Raw genomic sequence first — 23837 nt, 5'->3', positions numbered from 1 at the left:
TTGTGTTTTGCCCTTCTCTAGTCAACTTATTTAGTCAGGCTTAGGTGCCTAGCTCCGGCGGCGTTTGCACTTTGCGTTTTTTCTCTTCGGTCACGACGTCGTTTTTAGCGTCTTCGGCCGGGCCTTCGGGCGGCGTATTGGGCTCCTTGGAGCCGTGGACCGCGTGGCCATGCTCTTCCGGTTTGTACGTAGCCTCAAGCTCAGCCAGTTTTTTCTTGCCGTAAGCCAGCTTCGTAATGCCGACAAACAGCACCGGCACCGTGAAAATGGCCAGGAACGTAGCCGCCAGCATCCCGCCTGTCACGGTCCAGCCGATAGTTTGGCGCGATACGGCGCCCGCGCCTGAGGCGAATGCCAACGGTAGCACGCCCAAAATAAACGCCAGCGACGTCATAATGATCGGGCGCAGGCGCAGCTTCACAGCTTCCATGGTCGCCTCGACCACGTTCATGCCCCAATCGACGCGCTCTTTGGCAAATTCGACAATCAGAATGGCGTTTTTGGCCGACAAACCAATCAGCGTAATCAGACCGATCTGGGCATACACGTTGTTGGTGAGTTTGGGCAAAAACGTAAGCGCCACAATGGCCCCGAAAGCGCCCAGCGGCACGGCCAGCAATACTGAAAACGGCACCGACCAGCTTTCATAAAGCGCTGCTAGCAAAAGGAATACAAACACAATCGACAACGAGAAGATGATGATTGTGCTGTTGCCGGAGCTGATTTCCTCGCGGCTCAGGCCCGAAAAGTCGAAGCCGTAGCCAGCGGGCAGCGTTTCGGAAGCCACTTCCTGCAGCGCCGCAATAGCCTGCCCCGAACTATAGCCGGGTTTGGCATCGCCGTTGATCTCGGCGGCGCGGAACAGGTTGTAGTGCGAAATCAAGGGCGCGTTCTCTACTACTTTGGTGGTAATCAGCGAGCTAAGCGGTACGTTTTGCCCTTGTTGGTTGAGCACGTAATAGCTGCCCACGTCGGCAATGTCCTTACGATAGAAGGTATCGGCCTGCGCGACGACGCGGTAGTTGCGGCCGTATTTGGTGAAGTCGTTGATGTAGGCGCTGCCCATGTACGTGGAGAGCGTCGTGAAAATATTAGTCAGCGGAACGCCCAGCTTTTTCGCCTTCTCCCGATCGACAATTACTTGGTAACCAGGCGTTTTGGCGGTAAAGAAGGTGAACGCCCGCCCAATTTCAGGACGCTGATTAGCGGCGGCCACAAACTTATTTACTACCGCTTCAAAGGCCTTGATATCGGTGTTGCCCTCGCGCTGCTCCAGCTGAAAGCTGAAGCCGCCTGTGTTGCCCAAGCCCGGAATGGCCGGCGGCGGCACCACCACAATATTGGCGCCTTTGATCACCGAAAATTCTTTTTGGAGCCTAGCAATCACGCCTTGTAGCTGGTCGGCCTCGTCCTTGCGCTCTTCCCACGGCTTCATCTGGATAAAGAAGGTACCGCTGCTGGGCTTAAACGAAAAGTTCAGGGCGTTCAGGCCGCCCACCGCCGTATAGGCCCGGATGGCGGGCACCTTCTCCCCGATGATCTTTGACATCTGGTCCAGAATGGCCTTGGTACGGGCGCTGGAAGCACCCTGCGGCAACTCGACGGAGATAAACAAGCGGCCTTCGTCCTCGGTCGGGATGAAGCCCGAAGGCTTGGAGCGAAACAGCAGGAACGTGCCCGCATACACGCATACGAGCAGAATCACGACAAACGGCGTGGCTTTCAGGGCACGTTTTACGCCGTTGGAATAGTGTTCGGTGGTGCGTTCAAACCATTTGTTGAATCTATAAAACAGCTTATTCAGGCCCTTCGAATCCTCCCGTTGCTCGGTCGGGCGCATCAGCAGCGAACACAGGGCTGGCGTGAGCGACAAGGCCACAAAAGCCGAAATCACCACCGAAATGGCGATGGTAATGGCAAACTGCTGGTACAATTTGCCCACAATGCCCGGAATGAAGCCTACCGGCACAAACACCGCCGCCAGAATCAGGGCAATTGCAATTACCGGCGCCGTAATGTCCTTCATGGCCTTGGACGTGGCTTCGCGGGCCGAGATCTGTTCGTTGTCGATGTAGTGCTGCACGGCTTCCACCACCACAATGGCATCGTCGACCACGATACCAATGGCCAGCACGAAGCCAAAGAGCGTCAGCGTGTTAATAGTAAAGCCCAGCGGAATAAACAGGATGAACGTGCCCACAATTGCCACCGGAATGGCCAGAATCGGGATGAGCGTCGCGCGCCAGCTTTGCAAGAAGATGAACACCACCACGGTTACCAGCGCCAAGGCTTCGAGCAGGGTTTCTATTACTTCCTTGATGGACACCTGCACCACCGTAATCGACTCAAAAGCAGCCTTATACGTAACGTCGGGCGGGAACTTCGCCTTCAGGTTATCCATCGTTTCGTAAATGCCCTTCGCCGTTTCGAGGGCGTTACCGCCGGGCGTTTGGTTGATGAGCAGCAGCGTCGTCGGGATGCCGTTGGTGGTGTTGTAGCGCGAGTAGTCAAACTGGCCGAGTTGCACGCGGGCCACGTCTTTGAGGTACACCACCGACCCATCTTCGGGCTTGGTGCGCACCACGATGTTCTCGAACTCCTCGACTTTGTTGAGGCGCCCGTTCACGATGATCGTGTACTGAAAAGCCTGACTCGAATACTGCGGCGCCGTGCCCACCGAGCCGGCTGCCACCTGCACGTTCTGCTCGCGCAGAGCATTGGTCACGTCCGTTACGTTGAGGCCGAGTTGGGCCATCTTGTCGGGCTTGAGCCAGATGCGCATGCTAAAGTCCTGACCCAGAGCCGTAACGTCGCCTACGCCGGGCACGCGCAAGAGGGCGTCGCGCACGTACACGTTGGTATAGTTGTCGAGGAAAGCGGTGCTGTGGCTGCGCTTGGGCGAATAAATCGCCAGCACCATCAGCGTGGTCGGGTTCCGCTTCTTCACCGTCAGGCCCAGGCGCTTAATCTCGTCGGGCAGGGTGGGTTCGGCCACGCTTACGCGGTTCTGCACGTCGAGCGCGGCAATGTCGACGTTGGTGCCAATGTCGAAGGTGACGTTGGTCGAAACGCGGCCGTCGTTGGTGCCGTTGCTTTGCAGGTAGGCCATTCCGGGCGTACCGTTTACCTGCGTTTCGATGGGCGTCATTACGGTTTGCTCCACCGTTTGGGCATCGGCCCCGGTATAGCTACCCGAAATCTGGACGACGGGCGGCGAAATATTAGGGTATTGGCTGACCGGTAGGTTCAGGATCGACAACACGCCCACAATCAGAATGACAATGGAGATGACGATGGCCGTAACCGGGCGCCTGATAAAAACGTCTGAAATCATGCTTTGCGGGCGCTAGAATACATTATTTGGCCGCCGTGGGCTTGCCTTCCTGAGGCGCCGCCGCGGGCTGGTTGGGGTCGCCGACACGGACTGCGGCCCCTTCGCGCAGGTTCTGGATGCCCTCGCTGACGATGGTTTCGTTTTCCTTAAGCCCCTGACGCACTACTACTTTGTCTTTTACACGCGTGCCGAGCGCTACTTTGCGCTGAGCTACTTTGCTGCTGTCGCCGAGCACGTACACGAAGTACTCGCCCATTTGCTCGGTTACGGCCTTAAACGGGATGGTAAGTTGGTTGCCCGTATCGGAGTTGAGCACGCGCAGCGTACAGTTCATACCAGCTTTGAGCATGCGGTCGGGGTTTGGAAACTGAATCCGGACGCGCAGCGTGCCGGTTTGCGGGTCCACGGCCCGGTCGATGGTCACGATTTTGCCGGCTTGCTTATATTCTTGATTACCAGGCAGAACCAGCGTAAACAACGAGTCGCGGTGAATGCCGGCGTTTTGTTGCAGCTTGGCAAAGCGCGGAATGTCCTGCTCGGCAATGCTCACATCCACCGCAATTGGGCTCTCCGACGAGATAGTGTTTATCAGCGTAGTGCCCTGACTCACCAAGCCACCCAAGCGCACCTGCGTAATGCCGATGGTGCCGCTGAGTGGGGCCGTGAGCACAGAATGGCGCAGGTCGAGGGCCACGCTGCTCACGGCGGCGCGGGCCGCCGCAATCTGCGAGGCGGCGTTGGCGGCGTTGGCGTTGGCCACGTCCACTTGTTGCAGGGCAATGGCGTCTTGCTGCGCCAAGCGGTTGTAGCGCTGGGCGTCTTTGGCCACGCGGGCGTAGTTGGTTTGGGCTACCTGTAGCTGCGCCTGGGCCTGGTTGTAGGCCGCCGCATAGCGGGTACGGTCGATGGCGTAAAGCTTCTGCCCTTTGGTAACGCGCTGACCGTCTTTTACATAAATATCTGTCAGATAACCATTTACCTCAGCCCGTATTTCCACTTCGTTCAGCGGAACCACCGTACCAGGATACGTATCGAGTGCCACAACAGGCTCTTCGTCTACTTTGTACACGGCCACCGAAACGGGCGGCGGCGGGGCATTCTTTTTGGCCTCTTCTTCCTTCTTGTTGCCACACGAGGCAACGAGTACGGAGCTTATAAGTACGGGCAACAGCCGCGTGATATTCCGATTCATGAGAGCCGATTTTACGGATTGAAGGTGATGTCGCCGAGGGCGCGCTGCACATCCAGCTTGCTGGAGAGCACGTTAAACATGGCGTTGTAATAATTGAGCTGGGCCGTACGCAGGTCGGTTTCGGCGATGATCACGTCCAGAAACGTGCGAATTCCCTCGCGGTATTGCAGGTTGAGAATGCGGTACACTTCCTTGGCATCCTGCAGGTTTTGCTGCAGCACGTTCAGCTCGTTGAAAGCGCCTTTATAAGTAGCCAGCGCTTGCTGGTATTCGGTATTGATCTGGTTTTTAGTGTCATACAAATCCAGGTCGAGCCGGTCTTGCTGGAGCTGCGCGATCTTCAGGTTTTGCAGCCGCCGTGTGCCGGTAAATATGGGCACGGCCAGTTGCAAGCCCGTTTGCGAGTTCGGAAACGCCCGGCTGTAGAGGTCCGAGAAGTTATTGTTCTGGTAAACCCGGTTGTAGTTGATGTAGGCGTTGAGCGAGGGCAGAAAGCCGTAGCGGTAGTAGTCGATGTTGATGCGCTGCAGATTTTGCTGCGTCTGGAGCTGCTGCACCTCAATGCGCTTTTCGTAGGCCAGCTGGGTAGTCGTGTCGAGCAGAACTTCGCGCGCCATCTGGAGCGTGTCGTAGGTCAGGGCCAACTTATTTTCCGGCGACAAGCCCATTAACTGCTTGAGGGAAGCATACTTACCAGTAAGCGATTCGGCCGTAGTGCGACGCTGGGCGTAGGCGTTTTTCAACGAAATCGAAGCCCGCAGAAAGTCGGTTTTGTCGACGATGCCCACGTTGTACTGGGCCTGCGCATCCTTCACCTGCCGCTCCTGCCGCTGAATGTCTTCAAGCAAAATCCGCAACTGCTCCTGCGTGAGCAGAATGTCGTAAAAAGCCTTGCTCACACTGGTCACCACGTCGATTTTGAAAGCCGTGGTGTTTTGGCTGGTGCGCAGCCGGATAAAGCGCGCCGAGCGGGCGGCCAGCAGCACGTCGTTGTTGAACAGCAACTGATTGCCGGTCAGGCCCAGCGTAGACGTATTTTTCAGGCCCACGCGCACCAACTGCGGGCCGGCGGCCGGGTCCTGAAAGTTGGGCAGCACCGACGTCGGCAGCAGCAGGTTATGGCCGTAAGTGGCCGTGCCCTGAATCTGGGGCAACCACTCGGAAAGCCCGATCCGGATGTTGCGCTCCCCTATCTCCTGGTCGATAAGTGATTGGCGGATAACGGGTTGGTTGCGCAACGCAAATTCTACGCATTCTTGCAAGGTCGCTTGCGGCGGTAAGGTACCAGCCGGTTTCACCTGCGCCCTGGCCGGGCCCGACATGATAAAAATCAGTCCCAGCCACAGCAGCAGAACCTGTTTGGTGTATTTCATTACAAAGTGTTTGAACCGAATGCATCCCCCGAGCCCGTTGCCAGTGGCACCCCTGTCGGCGTACAACGAGGGCTTTCTACGTTGGCGAAGCTGGAGCAGTTAGCTAGTCTTGTCAACAGAATATAAGTACTTGATTATCAATTTGTTATAAAACAAGCTAAAAGCCTATGCCCGGCGCTGCAATGGTCGGGCATGTGGGAAAAGCGCCAGACCCGTCAAATTGTTCTGGAATTTTTTCAACTGCCTGGTGATGCGCGCCGCCAAATACTTGTTGATCAACTTAGAAAGCCGGTTTCCGCACCGGAAAAAAAGTACTGCCTTGCCGCGCCGCCAGCCCCATTTGGCTCCCCTCTTCGTGGTCAAACAGCAGGCCGGGGCAACTTCAAAAGCGGCGCGGCAGGCGGTACCAAGCACCAGAGACACCGGATGCGATGGCTCCGTTGCATCCGGGCGGCGGGCCTCATTGGCGCGGCGATCCGCCGAATGCGCCGTACCTTTAAAGGATAGTTTACCGCTCGCTTTATGCCCTCTACCCTCTCCACGCCGCCCCTTTCGCCTTCGCTGGAAGCCACCGCTACATTGCCTTTTCTTACCCAGACGGCCCGCGATCTGGCCACGCGGTTTCCCGGCTCCGAACTCTCGGACTTGGTAGTGGTGGTACCGACGCGCCGGGCGGTGGTATATCTTAAAAACGAGCTTTCCCTGGCCGCTGATGCGGGTTCGGCGCTGTGGTCGCCGCGGGTGGCGGCCATGGAAGACTACATGGTGGAGCTGGCCAGCGTGCAGGTAGAAGAACCCATTGCGCTGCAACTCTTGCTGTTCGACATCCTGCGCGGCGTCGACAAAAACCTTGATTTTGACCAGTTTGTGGGTTGGTCGGGGCTGTTGCTGCAAGACTTTTCCAACCTCGACCAAAACCTGGCGTCACCCGCCAAGGTGTTCGACTACCTGACCCAGGCCAAAGCCCTGGAGCGCTGGGACTTGACCCTGGAACCTGCTGAGGCCAGCACCACGGCCCAATATTTTCGCTTCTGGGACGACCTGGAGAAAGTGTACTGGCGCTTGCGCAAGCGCATGGAACAAGACCGGCTGGCCTATCCGGGCTTAGCGTATCGCTTGGCGGTCAATAGAATGCAGAACCGCTTGGAAAACGGCGACGCAGTGGCGAAGCATATTTTCCTGGGCTTGGGCTCGTTGTCGCGGGCCGAGGAAAAGCTCATTCGCTTGCTGCTGAAAGAAGGCCGCGCCGAGGTGCGCTTCGATGGCGACGCGTTTTACATGGACAACGACTCGCCTAACCGCGCCGGCCAGCACTTGCGCCGCTACCGCAAGCAGTGGGATTTGCCCAACGAAAACTTCGGCGGCCCGGCCGATTTGTTGCGTTCGTTGCCGCGCGAAGTGCAGTTTGTAGGCGTGGCCAATGCCTCCATGCAAGGCAAAGTGGCCGGGCAGTTGCTGGCCGAATCGCGCCGCCAGAACCCGAAGGCCAAAGTAGCCGTGGTGCTGCCCGACGAAACGCTGCTCTTGCCCGTGCTCCACGGCCTGCCGCCCGATGCTGTGCCGGAGTACAACGTGACGATGGGTTTGAGCTTTCAGAGCACGCCGCTGTTCAACCTAGTCGATCTGCTGTTTGAAGTGCACCTGACCGGCATTCGTGAAGGGTCGCCGGAAACCGGCTACGGCGTGCCGCGCTACCATCATTTGGCGGTCACGAAGCTGCTGCAACATCCTTTTTTGCGTCGTTACCAGCAATGGCTTGATAAACAAGCCGATACCCCGCAATACCAAGCCCTGCTGGAGCACGTCTGCAACCAGATTGTGAAGCGCAACGCCGTGTTACTGCCCGCCAGCGAGCTGCTGGAAATTGGCAAGCAGCACCCGCTGATTCAGGCGCTCTTTGCTACCTGGGACAACTGCGACGACATCATCGCGGCCTGCTACACGCTGATTGATCTGCTCAAGAAGGCGTACCAAGATCAACATTCGGCTATTGAGGCCGAGTACTTGTTCTTGTTTTTCACGCTGGTCAAGCGGCTCGATTCGGTGTTCGACTGCCGAGAGCAACGGCTGTCGGTGCGCTCGTTTCGGCGGTTTCTGTACGAGCAGATGGCCCGCACGCGCCTGCCCTTTTCCGGCGAGCCCATCGCCGACGTGCAAGTGATGGGGTTGCTGGAAACCCGCGCCCTGGACTTCGACCACATCATCATTCTGAGCTGCAACGAAAACGTGCTGCCCGCGCCCAAGCGCCACAGCTCGCTTTTCCCCTACGACGTGCTCACGCAGTTTAAAATGCCGACTTACGCCGATCACGAAGCGGCGACCGCGCACCAGTTCTGGCGGTTGTTGCAGCGCGCCCGCAAGGTCGATCTGCTGCACGTGCTGCCCGGCGCTGAGGGCACGCGCACTGGCGAACGCAGTCGGTTTTTGCTCCAAATTGAGAACGACTTGCTGCCCCAAAACCCCAGCATGGTGCTGCGCGACTTGGTGGCCAGCGTGGCAGACGATGCACCTGACTCGGCCGGGCACCGCGAATACGGCGGCGATCTGGTGCTGGAAAAGGACGCCGAAATGCTGGCGGGTTTGCGCGGGGTATTGGAGCGTGGCCTTTCTCCTTCGGCACTTAACCAGTTCATTACCTGCTCGTTACAATTCTACTTCGCACGACTGGCCAAGTTTCAGGAAGCCGAAGAAGTCGAAGAGCGTCTGGGCGCGGATGGTTTCGGCACGGTGGTGCACGAGGCGCTGGAAAACCTGATGCGCCCCTATCTACAAGATAAACAGGCCATTACGGCAGCCGACATTCCGGGCTTGCTCAAGCTGGTGCCCGCCGAAGTAGAGCGGGCCATGCGCAAGGAGGAAAAAGACCGCCACGCTCGCCCCGACGAAGGCCTGAATCACGTGCTGGGGCAAGTCGCGGCCCAACTCGTGCGGCGTTACCTCGAAAGCCTGCTTGAGCAACCCGGCGCCTTGCCGCTCCGAGTAGCCGCGCTGGAAGAGATTCTCGAAACGTTCGTACCTGTGACGTTGGCCGATGGCGAAGCGCTCATGGTGCGCGTGTACGGCTTCACCGACCGCCTCGACGAGCTGCCCGACGGCCGCTTGCGCGTGGTGGACTACAAAACGGGCCTCGTGCAGGCCTACGACCTGAAGCTGCAAAAGCGCGGCGAAGATGCCGCGGCGGCCACCGAGCGCTTGGTCACGGAGGCGACTACTACCGCCGACAAAGTCCGGCAGCTCTGGCTCTATCGCTTCATGCTGGAGCGCGAAAACCGGCCTGCCGCCAACGCAGCCATCATTTCGCTGCGCAACCTCAGCGCCGGCCCGATGACAGCCGACATGGAGTTCCTGACCCAGGATGGGCAGTCGTTTGTAGAAAAAGGCGAAGCCCTGCTCGCGCGTTTTGTGCAGACCATCTTAGATCCGGCGGAGCCAATCCGGAAGACCGATGATCTGGAGCGGTGCGTATTTTGCCCCTACCGGGGCATTTGCGCGCGGTAGCTTTTCGGCCTCCCTGTCCGAATTTGCCCTATTTTGCAATCCCAAACTGCTATTTCTCACCCCAGGCTGTGCTGAAAGGCACTACCTCAACTACTACCCCATGGACGAATTCATGCAAGCCGCCATCGACGAGGCGCGCCAGGGCCGCCGGGAAGGCGGCATCCCGATTGGCTCCGTGCTCATCCGCGACGGCAAAATCGTGGCCCGTGGCCACAACAAGCGCGTTCAGGAAGACAATCCCATCAAGCACGGCGAAATGGATTGCCTGTTCAACGCCGGGCGGCAGCGCACCTACCGCGACACCGTCATCTATACCACCCTGATGCCCTGCTACATGTGCGCGGGCACCATCGTGCAGTTCAAGATTCCGAAGGTGGTGGTAGGTGAGTCGCGGACGTTTGGCGAGTCGCGGGAGTTTCTGGAAAGCCACGGCGTGGAAGTAGTCGATCTCAACCTCGACGAATGCGTGGAAATGATGCAGGAGTTTATCGAAGCCGAGCCCACCCTTTGGAATGAAGATATTATGGAGCTGTAAGCTTGCCTTATGAAACTTCCGAAACGGGAGCGGCTGCGTAGCCGCTCCCGTTTCGTTTGTAGCCAATTGAGCCTAAGGGTCTATTTATACAACCCATTGACAATCAATATTTTATGTAGATAAAATATTTAAACTTCTCTATTTGCCAACCCCTTCCAAAACGCTGAAAGGCGACATCGTGGGTACGATGCGGGCCAACTCGAAGCCTGCTTTATCAAACAGAACGCGGTATTCGGCTTCCGTACGCTCGCAGCCCGGCAACAACAGAAGCATCTGTAAATCAAGGAATTTGGCGGGCGAGGGCGCGTTGCCTTCCGGCACTACCATTTCCACCACCAGCACTTTGCCGCCCTTGTTCATGGCCCGGCGGCAATTTTGGAGGATGGTCACGCATTGCTCGTCGTTCCAGTCGTGGATGATGTGCTTCATGATGTAGGCATCGCCACCGGTCGGCACTGACTCGAAAAAATCGCCGCCTTCAATCGTGCAGCGCTCCCGCACGCCGTGCGCAGCCAACAGCTTTTCGGCATCGGCGGCAATGACGGGCCGATCGTAGAGCAAACCCTGCACGTTGGGGTAGCGCGCCAAAATGGACGCCAGCAAAAAGCCGTGGCCGCCGCCCACGTCTACTAGCTTGGAGATACCCGAAAAGTCGTACCCGTTCACGACCGCAACGCTGGAAAAAGCGCTGTTGCTGGTCATGGCGTCGTTGAACACTTGGCCGGCTTTTTCGTGGCTCCAGAAATACTCAAACGACGTCATGCCGTGCACTTTGTCGAACGCCGGCTTGCCCGATTTCACGCTGTAGGGCATCTCGGCCCACGTCTGAAACTGCCAGTCAGTCGTGATCATAATGGCGAAAGCCCGCAGGCTTCCCGGCACATCGCTTTGCAAAGGCTCGGCCATGGGCGTCAAGGAAAACCGCTTGTCGGCATCTTCCGCATACACGCCAATGCTGGCACAAGCCCGCAACACCCTGTACAACGAGCGCGCATGAACGCCGGTAAGCTGCGCCAACTCTTCGGCTGTTCTAGGGCCGGCTTTCAACAAATCCGCAATGCCCAGCTCGGCTGAAACACTTATGGCACGCGACGCGGCAAAGCCAAACAGCCTTTGCATCAATTGGTCTGGGGGCGCAAGATCTTGTGCCATAAGCGGTTATGTTTTAAGGTGATTCGGGTAGGCGTGAATAGTCAGCATCAGGTTACGCGCAAGGACGCCGCGCACCATGCCGAAATTCAAATTGAGGAAGGGTGAAACAACTGGCACCCGTTGCTGCGGACCTGCCCCAGCGACTCGTCGAGGGAGGCACAGGCCAGCGCGCTGCCGCTTTTTTTCTGGCAGAACGGGCACGCGTGCATGTCGCCGTCGGTATCGACGTATAGGAAGCGGTCGGCGGCCCCACTGCAACCCAGCCGGCGCTGGTGGTAGCCGTAATAAGTAACCATGGGCCAATCGTGGTACGCCGGATCGAAATTTAGCTGCTCGTAAAACTCGTCGAGCAGGGCTGTTTGGGCGGCGCTCAGGGCTACGTCCTGAGCGGCGTAATGCCCCACGGCGCGCGGCTCCAGCAGCTGAATAAACGCTACGCCCAACTGGCGGGCTAACTGCGCGTATTTCAGCAAGTTATCCGCAGTCGTAAACTCTCGCGTCACGCACACCGCCAAGTTGACGACCAACCCAACTTCCTGCGCGAACGTCGCGGCCTGCATGGCATTTTCAAAGGCTTTCTCCGAGCCGCGGAAGGTATTATGCCGCTCGGGCAAATAGTGATCGAGGCTAATGGAAACACCCGTGAGGCCGGCCTGCTTGAGCTTGCGGGCGTTCTCAAATGTGAAATTGAAGCCCGACGTGATCACCCAGAAATCAGTGCCGGGCTGGGCCGCTGCAATTACCGGCACTAGGTCGTGAATGCGTAGCATGGGCTCGCCGCCGCTGAAAAAAATCTGGGTGACGTTTTTCTGCTGGAAGGTGGCCACCAATGCGTGCAAGTCGGCGAGCGTGAGCTTTTCCTTTTGGTTAAGGGCCTCCCACTCAAAGCAATGCTCGCAAGCCAGGGGGCACTTTTTGGTAATGGCTAGAAACACCATGTTCAGAGTGGCTGCCGGGGCGGGGCGAAACGGCACGATGCGGTTGATGGCCGTAGCTACGTAGGACGTGTACGCCGCCGAGGGCCAGCCCGGACTGTGGTAGCCGCGATAATACCGGCCATCGACGCAGGCCATTTTCTGCGGCACAAATTCGCCAAAGTATTGCCGTCGAAGCACTTGGAGTTGTTTCAACGCCTGCCGGGCCTTAGCTGGGCTGCGCAGAAAGCGCACCAACAGACCAGCTTCGACCAGCGCAAAAAGGCCGCCGAGCAACCGCTTTTTCAGCCGCGAAGTCAGGATGGTCGGCCGCAACGTGGGCACGGAATACGGGCGGGCGGCCACCGGGGCCTTGGGCAGAGCGGCATCCAGCACCGGGAGCGCGAAAAGAGTAGAGGCTTCCATAGAGAGCGTTAGCGTTGCATCGCGGTGAGGTGAAGCTGTTGGGCCATTTCGTGGTATTTCTCCTTCGAAAATTCCACGAAGCGCCCCGGCTTGCGGAAGGCGTATAGCTCGGGCAGATTGGGCAGTCCTTCGTACCGACGAATGTGCTCGTAGTAGCCGCGGGTGTGCAGGAAGGCAGTTCGGCGGGTCTGGGCGGCCGGGGCTGCACGTTTGGTTTGGTAGGAAAGCGTGACTTCCGTGCCGGGCTGCAACTGTTGCAAGTACCGGCCGTCGGTGGCGGCTAGGTTGTCGCGCTGGTCGATGCCTTTTTCGTCAATGGCACGCTGGGGCAGGCATTTTTCCAGTGTAATCGGCTGATCGGGGCTGCTGTCCAGGGCGGCGTAGTCCAGCTCCCAAAACATAAAGCCCGCCTCCAGCTTCACGCGCACCTGTGAGGAAGTCACGTTCGCTAAATCAATGGGTATCAGCAGGTCACGCGCGGCCAATGGTCCGACCGTGGGAATGTGCTCCACCAATTGCCAGCCCTGCTTTGTTTCGACGTACACCTTCAGCGGCAAGCCCTGGTCGAGCATCCAACGGTTGATTTCCGCGGCCGGGAGCTGTTTCTCTTTGAGCGCCCACGCGGTGTAATACGAGCCGAATTTCTTGGCAAACTCGCCGTAGAGATAATCCAGCCACAGCGAGTTTTGCGCCCGCAACACCAGCTTGGCCGTACTTGCCTGCGCGGGTTTGTCAAAAGTCAGCGTCAGGCTGTTGGGGGCGGCGTTGGCCGGCTCTTCGTTGAACAGAAACGCATTTCGGTCGGGTGCCCGCAGTTGGGGCGAGCAGTCAAGCCCCGCAGCCGATACGGCGCTAACGGCCGCCTGCGGACGGCTGATGGTGTGCGCCCCACCGCGCTGATCCAGCAGTACGTTCGTGTTGGCGGGGTGCTCAACTACCAACAGCTCAGCCAGATTGGTAAACTGGCGCTCCTGTAGTTCGTTGCTCAGCTTTAGCCGATATTGTTGTCCCACCGCCTGAATACCAGGCACCGGCATGTAGTCGTCGCGCTCCAAGGGAGCGAAAATGGCGCCGCCATAAGCTTCGCCTACGAAGTGGTACTGGCTGCCATCGTAGGCATATACAAACGGGCACGAGCTTTTGGTGAGTGCCACGATGATGCCCACGAGCACAAACACGCCCGCCGCAATACCCAAGCCCCCGAGCAGGTACGAAGCCGTGGTTTTGCCCGTGTCGCTTTCCACCAGATCAATGCGCTGAATGGCGGCCACCGGAATGCGAATCTGGGAGCCCTCGCCCTCTTGGTATTCCGAGATGTAGACGTGTACCAGGTTCAGAACCACCTTTTTGTCTTTGAGCAAGTAGCGCGGAGAAGTACCTTGCGCTCCGGTCTGGTCGTATTTGGTAAGCGGCTCGTAGAGCTCGGTTTTGGTACCTTCGAGCATCTCGCTGTTGAGGCGCGGGTTGGCCAGCTGCCAGATAAGACTGCCCTGGTGCACCAAAAACACTTTAGAAGCCGCCAGCGTGGTCAGCACGGGCGCGCTTACTTCCTGGCTGCGGGTGCGGTAAAAGTTGTGGCAGCTCAGGTGCAGCGGCAGCATGGCTAGCAGCGTAAACCAAGAAAAAAGCCGGGCTACCGGGCGCCGACGCAGTACGGAAAGCAGCCGTGCCCGCAGGCAAGCCGAAAGGAGCGCATGGTTCATGGAGTGCCGTTGCTGAGGTTAGAATTGATAGCCCAAGTTGAGATTGCCCGAAACCCTGAACCAGCGATTAGTATCTAGTTGACTTATAATGAACGTGTTACCATTTCGGTCAATTTTCTTGGTTTGCCACCCTACGCCGCCGTCGGCGGTGAAGACCAAGCGCTCGTTTAGCTGATACCACACCCCGGCATTGGCCAGGATGGCCCAATGCTGCCCCACACGATTTTGCATTTGGGGCGGCTGGCCGCCGGTGTAGTCGTAGGGTCCGACGTACAGATAGCGGAAGCGCCCCCATTGCACGGCAGGCCCCACGAAATAGCGAAAACGCTCGGCGGGGCTGAGGTAAAAGTTCACTTCGAGGCCGGTGCTGAAGACTTTGTTGTGCTGATAATAGGCCGAGCTGAAGTCGTAGCCCGGCCCACGGTGATTGATGCCCACGGTAACTGGCACTTTGATGCCCAGCCGGTTGGCGCGCAACAGCCGTTCGTAGGCCAGAGTCAGGTTGGTAAAAATCAGGTCGGCGGGCCGGACGGAAACGATGTTCTGCCCCAGGTTCACGGTTTCGACCGGCAACGTGCTGGCCGCAGGCGTGTGCTGCTCGAAGGTGCGCTTCACGCCATTCTGATACAGAATGTACTGCACGTATTCTGTGCTGAGCACCACGGTAGGGCCGTCGCGCTCGGCCCACTTTTTATAGAAAATCTGGGTGCCTTTTACGTCCAGCACCTGCGCTTCAAGGCTTGTTCCGTTGGAGCGAACGATCAGATCTTGGGCCTGACAGGGATATAACCAGCTTAAGCACAACATTATACATACGCTCACCACCGCGGGCAGCATGCTGCGTCGGGAGATGCTGCTTTGAAGCGACAAGGTATTTCGCATAAGTTTTCCGTCGAAAAGCGCTGACACTCAATTCAATAAAGAGGTTTTTACATACAATCTTATTATTAACTATTTGATTACTAAGAACTTGCATTTTTTACGTCAAACAGGAGCGACATCACGGACGGCGTCGGCTAGGCCGCAGCTCTCCATGAAACCGTTGGTGAAAACTTCCCGGGTGGGTGCATCCAGAAGCACGCGCCGCGCCTGCAACCAGCTGTCCACGGCGGCGTTGCCGTACATGCGCCGTAAGCGGGGCGCGGTCAGGTTGAAGTTGAGCTTGCCCCAATGCAGCGTGTAAGAGATGCCCAGGATTTCGAGCCGGTTCCAGATGCGCTCGAAGAAGTCGCGCGTCAGCTTGGCCTCGATGCCATCCAGCTCAAGTACGCACGTGATCGGAAAGCGCGTAAAGCCCAGTGTCGCAGCCGTTCCTTTCACGTAGCGCAGGCCCAGAATACCCGGAAAAGGCGTTTTGGAGTTCAGATCCACGATTTCTTCCAGCACGCGCGGACTATCGGCAGCGGCAATGCCAATAGCGGCGCTGGCAGCTTTGCCCCGGATGTTGGTGTTGCTAAACGTTTCGCTCATGGTGCCCGCCACGCCATTGGTGTCGTCGAGGGCCAGCGGGTAGAGCTTATTGACCATGGCCGGCACCAGCAGCGGCGCCACCGCGCCCAGTTTGTCGAGTACCGTCTGGATGATGCCCATCGTGTCGTCGCCGTAAGTAAAACCCGGTTTGGGAGGCGGCCGATGCGGGTAAATCGGCCGGTAAGGCGTATGGTATAGGATGCGCACATAAGCGCCACGGGTGGGGTTGCCCATGTTGGCGTCGAACTGGTGCGGGTTGACGATGAGCTGAAAGTGCCAGGGTTTCTGCGTATCGGTGGGCGTAGGCAGGCCCAGCACGTTTTTCAGGCCGCTGAAGTCGAGCCGCGTCATGGCTTGTTTCAGGCCTACGTTGTAGGGCACCCGCTTGGAGCTGTAGTCTTCGAGCAGAAACTTGTCCGACACTTCCAGCAGCAGCCCGTGAATAAAGCCAAAGCTGCCAAAGCCGATGATGGCCGCGTTGAATAAGGCGTCGCTGCGGTGCACTTCCGTCACGCCGAGCCACTCCGTGAAAGCGTCGGAGGCCACGGGGTACGACTCTCGTTCGAGCCAGACGTGACGATCGGGACCGCACACCACATGCAGGCCCACCACGGTATCGTGCACGCCGCCTACCTCGAATCCCGCGCCGTGCGTGCCCGTGGAGGTGGCCCCGGCAATGGTCTGCCCGTTGCTGGCTCCGGAGGCGCGCAGCGATTTGCCGCGTTTTTCCAGGTCGCGCTCCAGGCTGATGACGTTGTTGCCGCACTCCGTAAACCACAGATTATCAACCTTTCCGCCGGCCTGAATATACTTCGGCGCCACCATCGATTCGGCCACCCCAAACGACTGGTGCAGGGCAGCCGTGTCCACAATGCCGCCGTTGGTGACGGCCACTTTCGCAAACGACCAGTTACTGCCCATGGCCCGCAGCCGCACCTTGTGGGTGATGCCGTAGGTAATGAGCCACTGGAAGTTAGCCGTCGTTTGGTGGTAGCTCTCCTGCCCGACGGGCATGCCCGTCGGGATACACAGCTTGAAGCAAGCCGAGGAAGTGACGGGTTGCTCAAAATTCTGGTGCCGATTGGGGAGCAAAGTCATCGGCGCCGCAAAAATTCCGTTGGGAAGTGCCATGAGCCAAGCGGTGGAAGTTAGGGCGTTTTGGGAGGCGGCGGTGGCGAGCCAATGACGCCGGGCTCCGGGTGAAACGGCGCGCAGCACCACGACATGCGCTGTTTTACCACAATGCCCAGCGTAACCGTGGCCAGCAGGTAGTAGCCAAACGTGGTTTTCACCGTCACGCCGTTGAGGTGGTTAAACCGGTCATCGCAGGGCGGCTTGAAATCGGTGGGCTGCCGCAGGCCCCAGAAATAGGCCGTGCGCACGGTATCGGTGCGCGTGGTGGCGGCCGGCGAGTCGCAATCGTCTTGGATGGTCGTGATGCGGTTGGTAATGCAGCCCGCATTCAGCCCAACCACTAGCAGCAACAGTGCAGGCTTTACTTTACAGAATACAACTGTTTCATTACCAAATACTTGCATATCCTTGTCAAAAAGCATTCTTCTGCTGACACGATCCTCGGAGGTTACAATTCGACGCGCCAGCGAAGGTGCCGCGTTGCCAGAGCCGGCGCCTCGGGTACTTGTTTGATCACCACGCCGCCTCATAGCGGAGGCATTGTGGTGAGTCGTCGAAATCTTCTTTAGATGCAACTAGGTGCGGGAAGCGGTGCTGGGAAGCCCATTTGAGAAAATGCCGCTTTCCGAATGCGAACGCGTATTTCTGTGTCAGTCTATCGCGGGATGCTTTTACCGGCACAGCGTCAGGTATAGAATAAATATATAGTTTCCCTGTATAATAATCAAGGGCCCTGAATTATAATAGTATAAATTTTTATTTGATTATTTCAAAATAACCGCGAGGAAAGGATAGTCATTTGGTGCTTTTCGCTGTTGTGTTTTTCTCTGAGGCCGCGGGCCGCTGCCCCTACCCCTACTGATTTCTTCACCCAAATAAGCATGAGCAAACCCCTGAAAGTGATTGGCCGCTTGCTAGCTAGCGTCGTTGCGCTGCTACTGGTTGCGGGTGTGGCCTTCGCCAATCTGAGCCCGGAGCTGGGCGGCAAACCCACCAAAGTCCAGCGGGCCGCCTACGCCAAATCCGGCCATTACCGCGACGGCGAATTTCAGAATTTGGTTCCCACCACCCTCATGACGGGCGGCAGCACGTTCTCGGCGCTCTGGCGTTTCTTGTTCAAGAAGGAGCCCAACACCAACCCTGCTAAGCCGCTGCCTATGCAACGGCTTGACCCTCTGGTTATTATCAAAAAGCCACTAGATTTGGTACGCGTTACGTGGTTTGGCCACTCCGCGAGCCTAGTAGAAATAGAGGGGCAGAACATCCTGCTCGACCCCATGCTGAGCGTAAAAATGGGGCCGCTGCCGTGGGTTACGCCCAAGCGCTACAACCCGGAGCTGGCCATCACGGCCGAGCAGCTTCCGCACATTGACGCAGTGCTGATTTCGCACGATCACTACGACCACCTCGACTACCAGACCATCCGCCGGATCAAGGATAAAGTTGGTCATTTTTACGTGCCGTTGGGCGTAGGCGCGCATTTGCTGGCTTGGGGCGTGGAGCCGGCGCGCGTAACGGAAATGGACTGGCGCGACTCGGTGAAGCTGCCCCACCTGACCATCGTGAGCATGCCGGCCCGCCATTTTTCGGGGCGCGGCCTGACCAATCGCAACTCCACTTCCTGGAGCTCCTGGGTGATCAAGTCGGCCACGAAACGCATATTTTACAGCGGCGACGGCGGCTACGGGCCGCATTTTCAAGCCATCGGCGCCCAATACGGCCCCTTCGACCTGGCCCTGCTGGAATGCGGACAATACGACGCCCAGTGGAGCCAGATTCATATGCTGCCCGAGCAAACGGTGCAGGCAGCGCTTGATGTGCGAGCGCGGGTGTTTATGCCGGTTCATTGGGGCGCCTTCACCGAAGCCCATCACGCCTGGAACGACCCTGTCCGGCGGGCAACGGCCGAGGCCGCGCGCCTGCGTCAGCCCATTACTACCCCGGAGCTCGGCCAGCCCGTCACGCTCGGAGCCGGGCCGCTGCCGCAGGCCACCTGGTGGCAATAATGCCCCAGATATTTCATGCAGTCTACATACTCAAACGCTATACATGCGTTTGAAAACGTCAATCCGTAGAAACCGCTTCATTTGCATAAGCGAAAACGCAGTTCCGCTTGCTTCTCTCCCACTTTATTCAATAGTCTTATGAACAAACGTGATTTTTTGCAGAAAGGCTTGTTGCTGGCTATCAGCGGCTTAGTAAGTCCGGCCCTGCTGGCTCGTGCTCGCGACGAGCGGTTCTTGGCCGAAGCGCGCGCTACGCCCATGGCCGACGGCCCCTTTACGTTGCCGCCGCTGCCCTACGCGTTCAACGCGCTGGAGCCGCACATCGACGCGCGCACCATGGAAATCCACCACGACGCGCACCACAAGACCTACGTTTCGAAGCTTAACGAAGCCGTAGCGGGCAAACCGCAGGAAAAAATGCCGCTGGCCGACCTGCTCGCTTCGGCCAGCAAGCAGCCGGATGCCATCCGCAACAACGCGGGCGGCCACTGGAATCACTCGTTGTTCTGGCAATTGCTGGCGGCAAAAGGCGGCGGACAGCCCACCGGTGCTCTAGCAACGGATCTGACCAGCACGTTCGGCTCGTTTGAGAAGTTTCAGGATGAATTTTCGAAGGCCGGCGTCGGACGGTTTGGGTCGGGTTGGGCGTGGCTGAGCGTCGATAAGCAAGGCAAGCTGTTCATCTCCTCAACTCCCAACCAAGACAATCCGCTGATGGATATCGCAGGCATTCAGCACGGTACGCCCATCTTGGGCCTCGACGTGTGGGAACACGCCTACTACCTCAAATACCAGAACAAGCGCCCCGACTACGTGAAGGCTTTTTGGAACGTCGTCAACTGGTCGGAAGTAGGCAAACGTTACGAAGCTGCTAAAAAAGGCTAAACGGACTAACGTCATAACTATTTGACAATCAAATAGTTATGACGTTAGTCCGTTACCACAAGCCCCAGCGGGGCGGTACCTCAATTCTATACGAGTTGGGATGCCGCCCCGCTGGGGCTTGTAGCTTTTTGGCTATGCTATCTTGCTGATTGACAATACTTTTCAATAAACGCCAGCAAGGCCGTTTTGAACAGCTCGATTTCTTCGTCTGTGTTGTAAGGGGCGAGGCCCAACCGAATCCAGCCGCCCATCGCGTTGACGTGCATTTTCTCGGCTAAGGTAGAAGCGTAGAAATGACCATCAGCGATACACATGTTGTAAGTATCTGCAAACCAAGCCGCTGCCTCGCGCGAGTTCACCTGATCCAGCGTAAAGGCCAGTGTGGGCGTTTTGCGCGTGCCGGCCGGGGCGCGGTACAGGCGCACCTGCGGAATACCTTGCAGAAACTCTTCCAGCTGCTGCGCTTGCTCCTGTTCGCGTTCTTCAACGGCCTGCATGGCGCTGCGCAGGCGCTCCTTGCGGGTGGCACCTTGGCCTAAGGTTTGAATAAAATCTATGGCCCCGATCAGGCCGGCGATGGCTTCGTGGTTTTGGGTGCCGGTTTCGAGCTTGTCGGGGATGTTGGTGGGGGCCGGAGCCAGCTTATAGACTGGCAGGTTCTCGAATAACGCGGCCGAAACCACCGCGATACCCACATGCGGCCCGAAAAACTTGTAGGCCGAGCAAAACAGCACATCGGCGCCCAAGGCCCGAAAGTCGATCGGGAAGTGCGGCACGGCGTGCACGGCATCCAGCACCACCATGGCGTTGACGGCTTTTGCCCGCCGAATTACCTGCTCCACGGGCGTCACGGTGCCCGTCACGTTCGACGACATACTGACGGCCACGAGCTTGGTTCTTGCCGTGATTAATTCGTCTAACTGGTTTATTTCCAGCGTGTACGTGTCCGTGTTTACGGGCAGAAACTTAACCACCGCACCGCGATCTTTGGCCAGCGTCACCCACGGATCGACGTTGGCCCGGTGGTCGAGCTCGGTGACGATGATCTCATCGCCAGCCTGAATAAAGGAGCCCAAACTGCGCGCAATGGCAAAGGCCAACGAGGTCATGTTTTGCCCAAAAGCCACTTCTTCGGGCTGGCAATTCAGCAGATCGGCGATGGCGCGCCGGCCCTCCAGAAGCACTTCATCGGTGGCACGGCTGGTCGCAAACGTGCCGTGCAGGTTGGCCATGCCGCCCCGGATGTAGCCCACCATCGCCTCGATGGCCGGCTGAGCCATTTGGGTGCCGCCGGGGCCATCGAAGAAGATAAAAGGCTTATGTTCAGGGCGCTGCTGCAACGCAGGAAAGGCGGCCCGGACGGCCTCAATTGGGAAAGAAGACATGCAAAAAGCGTTTATACCAAAGCGGATGCGAAAGGCTTACAACTGAGCCGAGCGGAAGGGCTCAATCGTAACTTTCTCCCACACTTTTTGCAGCAGGTAGGGCTCATCCTGCTTCCAAGCTTCCAGCCCGTCGGCCGACTCGAATTGCATAAGCATCATAGAACCAATCATTTGGCCTTCGGGGCTGAGAATGGCGCCGCCTACCACTAGCGTGCCGTCGGCTTTGAGTTTGCTAGCGCGGGTCAGATGCTCGGTTCGGGCGGCCATGCGGCGTTCGAGCGCTTTGTCGTCGGTATAATCGTAGGCCGTAATCAGGTACTGGTTCATGCGTAAGAAGAAAAAAGGAAATTTGGCCCATAAGGTATGCAGTGTCTCGAACTTGCCCTACTTTCCCCGTAATGTTCTTTGGCCATCTGCTTGTGGGTGCGTTGGGTAGCACGTTGCCCACAGCCGGCCGAACGGCTTTTTACCGGCGCGTGATACTTTTACGTTGCTAGGCAAAAGAGGCCAGAAACCCCATTTTCATAAGTAATTCACAACCAAATACTTACAAACACAGGGTTTAAACGCTCACTGCCGCCCACACCCGCCGCCCAGTCTTCTTATCTTCCTGAAATGATGCGACTCCTTTTTGCTTTGCTGCTGGTTCTGCCCGGTTTCGGCGCCCAAGCGCAGGCATTCCAACCCGACGAAATCGCCCGCTGGCAGCAGCAGGCCAAGCAAGTAAACATCGTGCGCGACAACTGGGGCGTGCCGCACATCTACGGCAAAACCGACGCCGACGCGGTGTTTGGGCTGCTGTATGCGCAGTGCGAAGACGATTTTGCCCGCGTCGAGGACAACTACCTCACCAACATCGGGCGCTTGGCCGAAGTACAGGGCGAGGCCGCCCTGTACAGCGATTTGCGCGCCCGCCTTTTTCTCGACAGCACGCAGGCCATCAGCATTTACAAAAAAAGCCCGGTCTGGATGAAGCAGCTGCTCAACGCCTTCGCCGACGGCACCAACTACTACCTCTACACGCACCCCACCGTGAAGCCCAAACTGCTCCGGCGCTTCCAGCCCTGGATGCCGCTCATGTTCAGCGAAGGCAGCATCGGCGGCAACATCAGCGTGGTGCCGCTGGAGCGAGTCAAAGCATTTTACAGCCAACGGAAATCGACGTCGTGGGTGCGGCCCGATTTTGAGAAGCAAGACCGCGAACCGGTGGGCTCCAACGGGTTTGCTATTGCGCCCGCCAAAAGCGCCAGCGGCCACGCTCTGCTACTGATCAACCCGCATACGTCGTTCTATTTCCGGCCCGAAGTGCAGGTAACGAGCGAAAACGGCCTCAACGCCTACGGCGCCGTTACGTGGGGGCAATTCTTTGTTTACCAGGGCTTTAACCAAAATTGCGGCTGGATGCACACCTCTAGCTACTCCGACTCGATGGACGAGTACCTGGAAACCATCGAGCAGAAAGACGGCAAGTACTATTACAAGTATGGCAAGAAGCTGCGGCCCGTGCAGGTGCAGAAAATCTCGCTGCCGTATAAGCAAGGCAACCAACTCGTACGCAAGGAGTTCACTACGTACCGCACGCATCATGGCCCGGTGGTGGGCCAGGAATCTGACACTAAATGGGTGACGGTGCGCATGATGGACACGCCGCTGGAGGCCCTGGAGCAATCGTACCTGCGCACCAAAGCCACTGATTACGCCAGCTTCAAAGAGGTGATGAGACTTAACGGCAATGCGTCCAACAACACCGTTTTTGCCGACAGCAAGGGCAACATTGCCTATTGGCACGGCAACTTCATCCCCAAGCGCGACCCTAAATTTGACTGGAGCCGCCCCGTCGATGGCAGCAACCCTAAGACCGAATGGCAGGGGTTGCACAAAGTCGAAGAGTTGGTGCAGGTGCACAACCCGGCCAGCGGCTGGATTCAGAACTGCAACTCGACGCCCTTTACCGTGTCGGGTCCCAGCAGCCCGCAGAAAGAGCGCTTCCCGGCCTACATGGCGCCCGACGCGGAAAACTACCGCGGCATCAACGCCGTGCGGGTGCTGAGTCGCAAAAAACTATTTACGCTCGACACCCTGATTGCAGCAGCCAAAGATCCGTATCTGGCCGGGTTTGAAGAGATGATTCCGGCTTTGGTGATGGCCTATAAATCCACGCCTGGCGTGGCGACTACGCAATCGCAAGAGGTGAAAGAAGCCGTTGAGGTGTTGCGCGCCTGGGACCGGTGCTATAGCAAAACCTCTGTAGCCCAGACCCTTGCAATTTATTGGGGCGAGCGCATTCAGCGGCTGTCGCGCAGCCGCGTACCGGCCGATCAACCCTTTGATTACCTGACGTTTACAGCGTTCACCATTCAGCATACCACGCCCCAAGAAAAGCTCACGGCGCTGGCCGAAACCCTCGAAGAACTCACGCGTGACTTCGGTACTTGGAAAACGGCGTGGGGCGAAGTCAATCGCTTTCAGCGCCTTACCGGCAACATCGACGAAGTGTACGACGACCAGAAGCCGAGCATTCCGGTGGCGTTTACGTCGTCGAAATGGGGCTCCTTAGCGGCGTTCGGGGCGCAGACGTATCCGGGCACTAAGAAGCGGTATGGCAACATCGGCAACAGTTTCATTGCCGTCGTCGAATTTGGTCCGCGCCTCAAAGCGCGCTCGGTACTCACCGGCGGCGAAAGCAGCGATCCTAGTTCTCCTCACTTCACCGACCAAGCCGCGCTGTATTGCGAAGAGAACTTCAAAGACGTGCTGTTTTACCCCGAAGATGTTCGCCAGCACGCCGAAAAAACCTATCACCCCGGCGAATAGGCACCGGGGTTAAAAT

Annotated in this window: 16 protein-coding genes; 5 read left to right on the top strand and 11 right to left on the bottom strand. The window is 57.8% G+C overall.

The genetic code is table 11. The annotated features are described in order from the left end of the window. Positions 1 to 40: 40 nt before the first annotated feature. From H9I52_RS08355 to H9I52_RS08345, 3 genes are read right to left on the bottom strand one after another with little or no spacing between them, the layout of a single operon-like run. Positions 41 to 3334 carry an efflux RND transporter permease subunit gene (locus H9I52_RS08355; protein WP_187453490.1) on the bottom strand — a complete coding sequence of 1098 codons (3294 nt, stop codon included), beginning with the start codon at positions 3332 to 3334 and terminating at the stop codon, positions 41 to 43. Between the two features lie 22 nt (positions 3335 to 3356). After that, entirely contained in the window at positions 3357 to 4526 is a 1170-nt protein-coding gene (locus H9I52_RS08350) for an efflux RND transporter periplasmic adaptor subunit (RefSeq protein WP_187453489.1), read from the bottom strand. 11 nt (positions 4527 to 4537) lie between these two features. Continuing rightward, positions 4538 to 5899 carry a TolC family protein gene (locus tag H9I52_RS08345; protein WP_187453488.1) on the bottom strand — a complete coding sequence of 454 codons (1362 nt, stop codon included), beginning with the start codon at positions 5897 to 5899 and terminating at the stop codon, positions 4538 to 4540. Positions 5900 to 6421: 522 nt separating this feature from the next. Here H9I52_RS08345 and H9I52_RS08340 point away from each other — a divergent pair. Both H9I52_RS08340 and H9I52_RS08335 read left to right on the top strand, forming a co-directional pair. Then, positions 6422 to 9397 carry a PD-(D/E)XK nuclease family protein gene (locus H9I52_RS08340; RefSeq protein WP_187453487.1) on the top strand — a complete coding sequence of 992 codons (2976 nt, stop codon included), beginning with the start codon at positions 6422 to 6424 and terminating at the stop codon, positions 9395 to 9397. 100 nt (positions 9398 to 9497) lie between these two features. Continuing rightward, positions 9498 to 9932 carry a nucleoside deaminase gene (locus H9I52_RS08335; RefSeq protein ID WP_139516916.1) on the top strand — a complete coding sequence of 145 codons (435 nt, stop codon included), beginning with the start codon at positions 9498 to 9500 and terminating at the stop codon, positions 9930 to 9932. Positions 9933 to 10070: 138 nt separating this feature from the next. Here H9I52_RS08335 and H9I52_RS08330 read toward each other — a convergent pair whose 3' ends face one another. The 6 genes from H9I52_RS08330 to H9I52_RS08305 all read right to left on the bottom strand — a co-directional run bounded on the left by H9I52_RS08330 (position 10071) and on the right by H9I52_RS08305 (position 17081). Beyond that, positions 10071 to 11084 carry a methyltransferase gene (locus H9I52_RS08330; protein WP_187453486.1) on the bottom strand — a complete coding sequence of 338 codons (1014 nt, stop codon included), beginning with the start codon at positions 11082 to 11084 and terminating at the stop codon, positions 10071 to 10073. A gap of 86 nt (positions 11085 to 11170) precedes the next feature. After that, positions 11171 to 12424, bottom strand: coding sequence for a radical SAM protein (locus H9I52_RS08325; RefSeq protein ID WP_187453485.1), 1254 nt, complete (start codon positions 12422 to 12424; stop codon positions 11171 to 11173). A gap of 8 nt (positions 12425 to 12432) precedes the next feature. Beyond that, positions 12433 to 14127 (bottom strand): hypothetical protein, encoded by a 1695-nt coding sequence (locus tag H9I52_RS08320; protein ID WP_187453484.1) that lies wholly within the window; start codon positions 14125 to 14127, stop codon positions 12433 to 12435. 18 nt (positions 14128 to 14145) lie between these two features. After that, complete coding sequence (locus tag H9I52_RS08315) at positions 14146 to 15009, bottom strand: hypothetical protein (protein ID WP_187453483.1); 864 nt, start codon at positions 15007 to 15009, stop codon at positions 14146 to 14148. A 102-nt stretch (positions 15010 to 15111) separates the two neighbouring features. Further along, complete coding sequence (locus H9I52_RS08310) at positions 15112 to 16728, bottom strand: FAD-binding protein (RefSeq protein WP_187453482.1); 1617 nt, start codon at positions 16726 to 16728, stop codon at positions 15112 to 15114. A gap of 17 nt (positions 16729 to 16745) precedes the next feature. Beyond that, a complete protein-coding gene (locus H9I52_RS08305) occupies positions 16746 to 17081 on the bottom strand; it encodes a hypothetical protein (protein ID WP_187453481.1) in 336 nt (111 codons plus the stop codon). A 531-nt stretch (positions 17082 to 17612) separates the two neighbouring features. Here H9I52_RS08305 and H9I52_RS08300 point away from each other — a divergent pair. Together H9I52_RS08300 and H9I52_RS08295 are read left to right on the top strand one after the other, a co-directional pair. Next, complete coding sequence (locus H9I52_RS08300; protein ID WP_187453480.1) at positions 17613 to 18737, top strand: MBL fold metallo-hydrolase; 1125 nt, start codon at positions 17613 to 17615, stop codon at positions 18735 to 18737. Between the two features lie 258 nt (positions 18738 to 18995). Continuing rightward, positions 18996 to 19622, top strand: a complete 627-nt coding sequence (locus tag H9I52_RS08295) for a superoxide dismutase (protein WP_262386032.1) — start codon at positions 18996 to 18998, stop codon at positions 19620 to 19622. Between the two features lie 137 nt (positions 19623 to 19759). On the opposite strand, the gene H9I52_RS08290 is transcribed toward H9I52_RS08295, so the two are convergent. Then, positions 19760 to 21007, bottom strand: coding sequence for a cysteine desulfurase-like protein (locus H9I52_RS08290; protein WP_187453478.1), 1248 nt, complete (start codon positions 21005 to 21007; stop codon positions 19760 to 19762). Between the two features lie 36 nt (positions 21008 to 21043). Then, positions 21044 to 21334: a YciI family protein gene (locus tag H9I52_RS08285; RefSeq protein WP_139516906.1), complete on the bottom strand. Its 291-nt coding sequence runs from the start codon at positions 21332 to 21334 to the stop codon at positions 21044 to 21046. Positions 21335 to 21622: 288 nt separating this feature from the next. Here H9I52_RS08285 and H9I52_RS08280 point away from each other — a divergent pair, with 288 nt between their 5' ends. Then, positions 21623 to 23821: a penicillin acylase family protein gene (locus H9I52_RS08280; protein ID WP_222940440.1), complete on the top strand. Its 2199-nt coding sequence runs from the start codon at positions 21623 to 21625 to the stop codon at positions 23819 to 23821. The last annotated feature ends 16 nt before the right edge of the window (positions 23822 to 23837 follow it).

This window comes from Hymenobacter sp. BT491 (assembly GCF_014349165.1).
Taxonomy (GTDB): Bacteria; Bacteroidota; Bacteroidia; order Cytophagales; family Hymenobacteraceae; genus Hymenobacter; species Hymenobacter jejuensis.
Note: the sequence above shows the minus strand (reverse complement) of the source record. Positions and strands in the feature narration are given on the sequence as shown.

Coding starts and splice junctions, on each gene's coding strand:
- H9I52_RS08355 (WP_187453490.1), bottom strand. CDS start 3,334: ATGATTTCAGACGTTTTTATCAGGCGCCCGGTTACGGCCATCGTCATC.
- H9I52_RS08350 (WP_187453489.1), bottom strand. CDS start 4,526: ATGAATCGGAATATCACGCGGCTGTTGCCCGTACTTATAAGCTCCGTA.
- H9I52_RS08345 (WP_187453488.1), bottom strand. CDS start 5,899: ATGAAATACACCAAACAGGTTCTGCTGCTGTGGCTGGGACTGATTTTT.
- H9I52_RS08340 (WP_187453487.1), top strand. CDS start 6,422: ATGCCCTCTACCCTCTCCACGCCGCCCCTTTCGCCTTCGCTGGAAGCC.
- H9I52_RS08335 (WP_139516916.1), top strand. CDS start 9,498: ATGGACGAATTCATGCAAGCCGCCATCGACGAGGCGCGCCAGGGCCGC.
- H9I52_RS08330 (WP_187453486.1), bottom strand. CDS start 11,084: ATGGCACAAGATCTTGCGCCCCCAGACCAATTGATGCAAAGGCTGTTT.
- H9I52_RS08325 (WP_187453485.1), bottom strand. CDS start 12,424: ATGGAAGCCTCTACTCTTTTCGCGCTCCCGGTGCTGGATGCCGCTCTG.
- H9I52_RS08320 (WP_187453484.1), bottom strand. CDS start 14,127: ATGAACCATGCGCTCCTTTCGGCTTGCCTGCGGGCACGGCTGCTTTCC.
- H9I52_RS08315 (WP_187453483.1), bottom strand. CDS start 15,009: ATGCGAAATACCTTGTCGCTTCAAAGCAGCATCTCCCGACGCAGCATG.
- H9I52_RS08310 (WP_187453482.1), bottom strand. CDS start 16,728: ATGGCACTTCCCAACGGAATTTTTGCGGCGCCGATGACTTTGCTCCCC.
- H9I52_RS08300 (WP_187453480.1), top strand. CDS start 17,613: ATGAGCAAACCCCTGAAAGTGATTGGCCGCTTGCTAGCTAGCGTCGTT.
- H9I52_RS08295 (WP_262386032.1), top strand. CDS start 18,996: ATGGCCGACGGCCCCTTTACGTTGCCGCCGCTGCCCTACGCGTTCAAC.
- H9I52_RS08290 (WP_187453478.1), bottom strand. CDS start 21,007: ATGTCTTCTTTCCCAATTGAGGCCGTCCGGGCCGCCTTTCCTGCGTTG.
- H9I52_RS08285 (WP_139516906.1), bottom strand. CDS start 21,334: ATGAACCAGTACCTGATTACGGCCTACGATTATACCGACGACAAAGCG.
- H9I52_RS08280 (WP_222940440.1), top strand. CDS start 21,623: ATGATGCGACTCCTTTTTGCTTTGCTGCTGGTTCTGCCCGGTTTCGGC.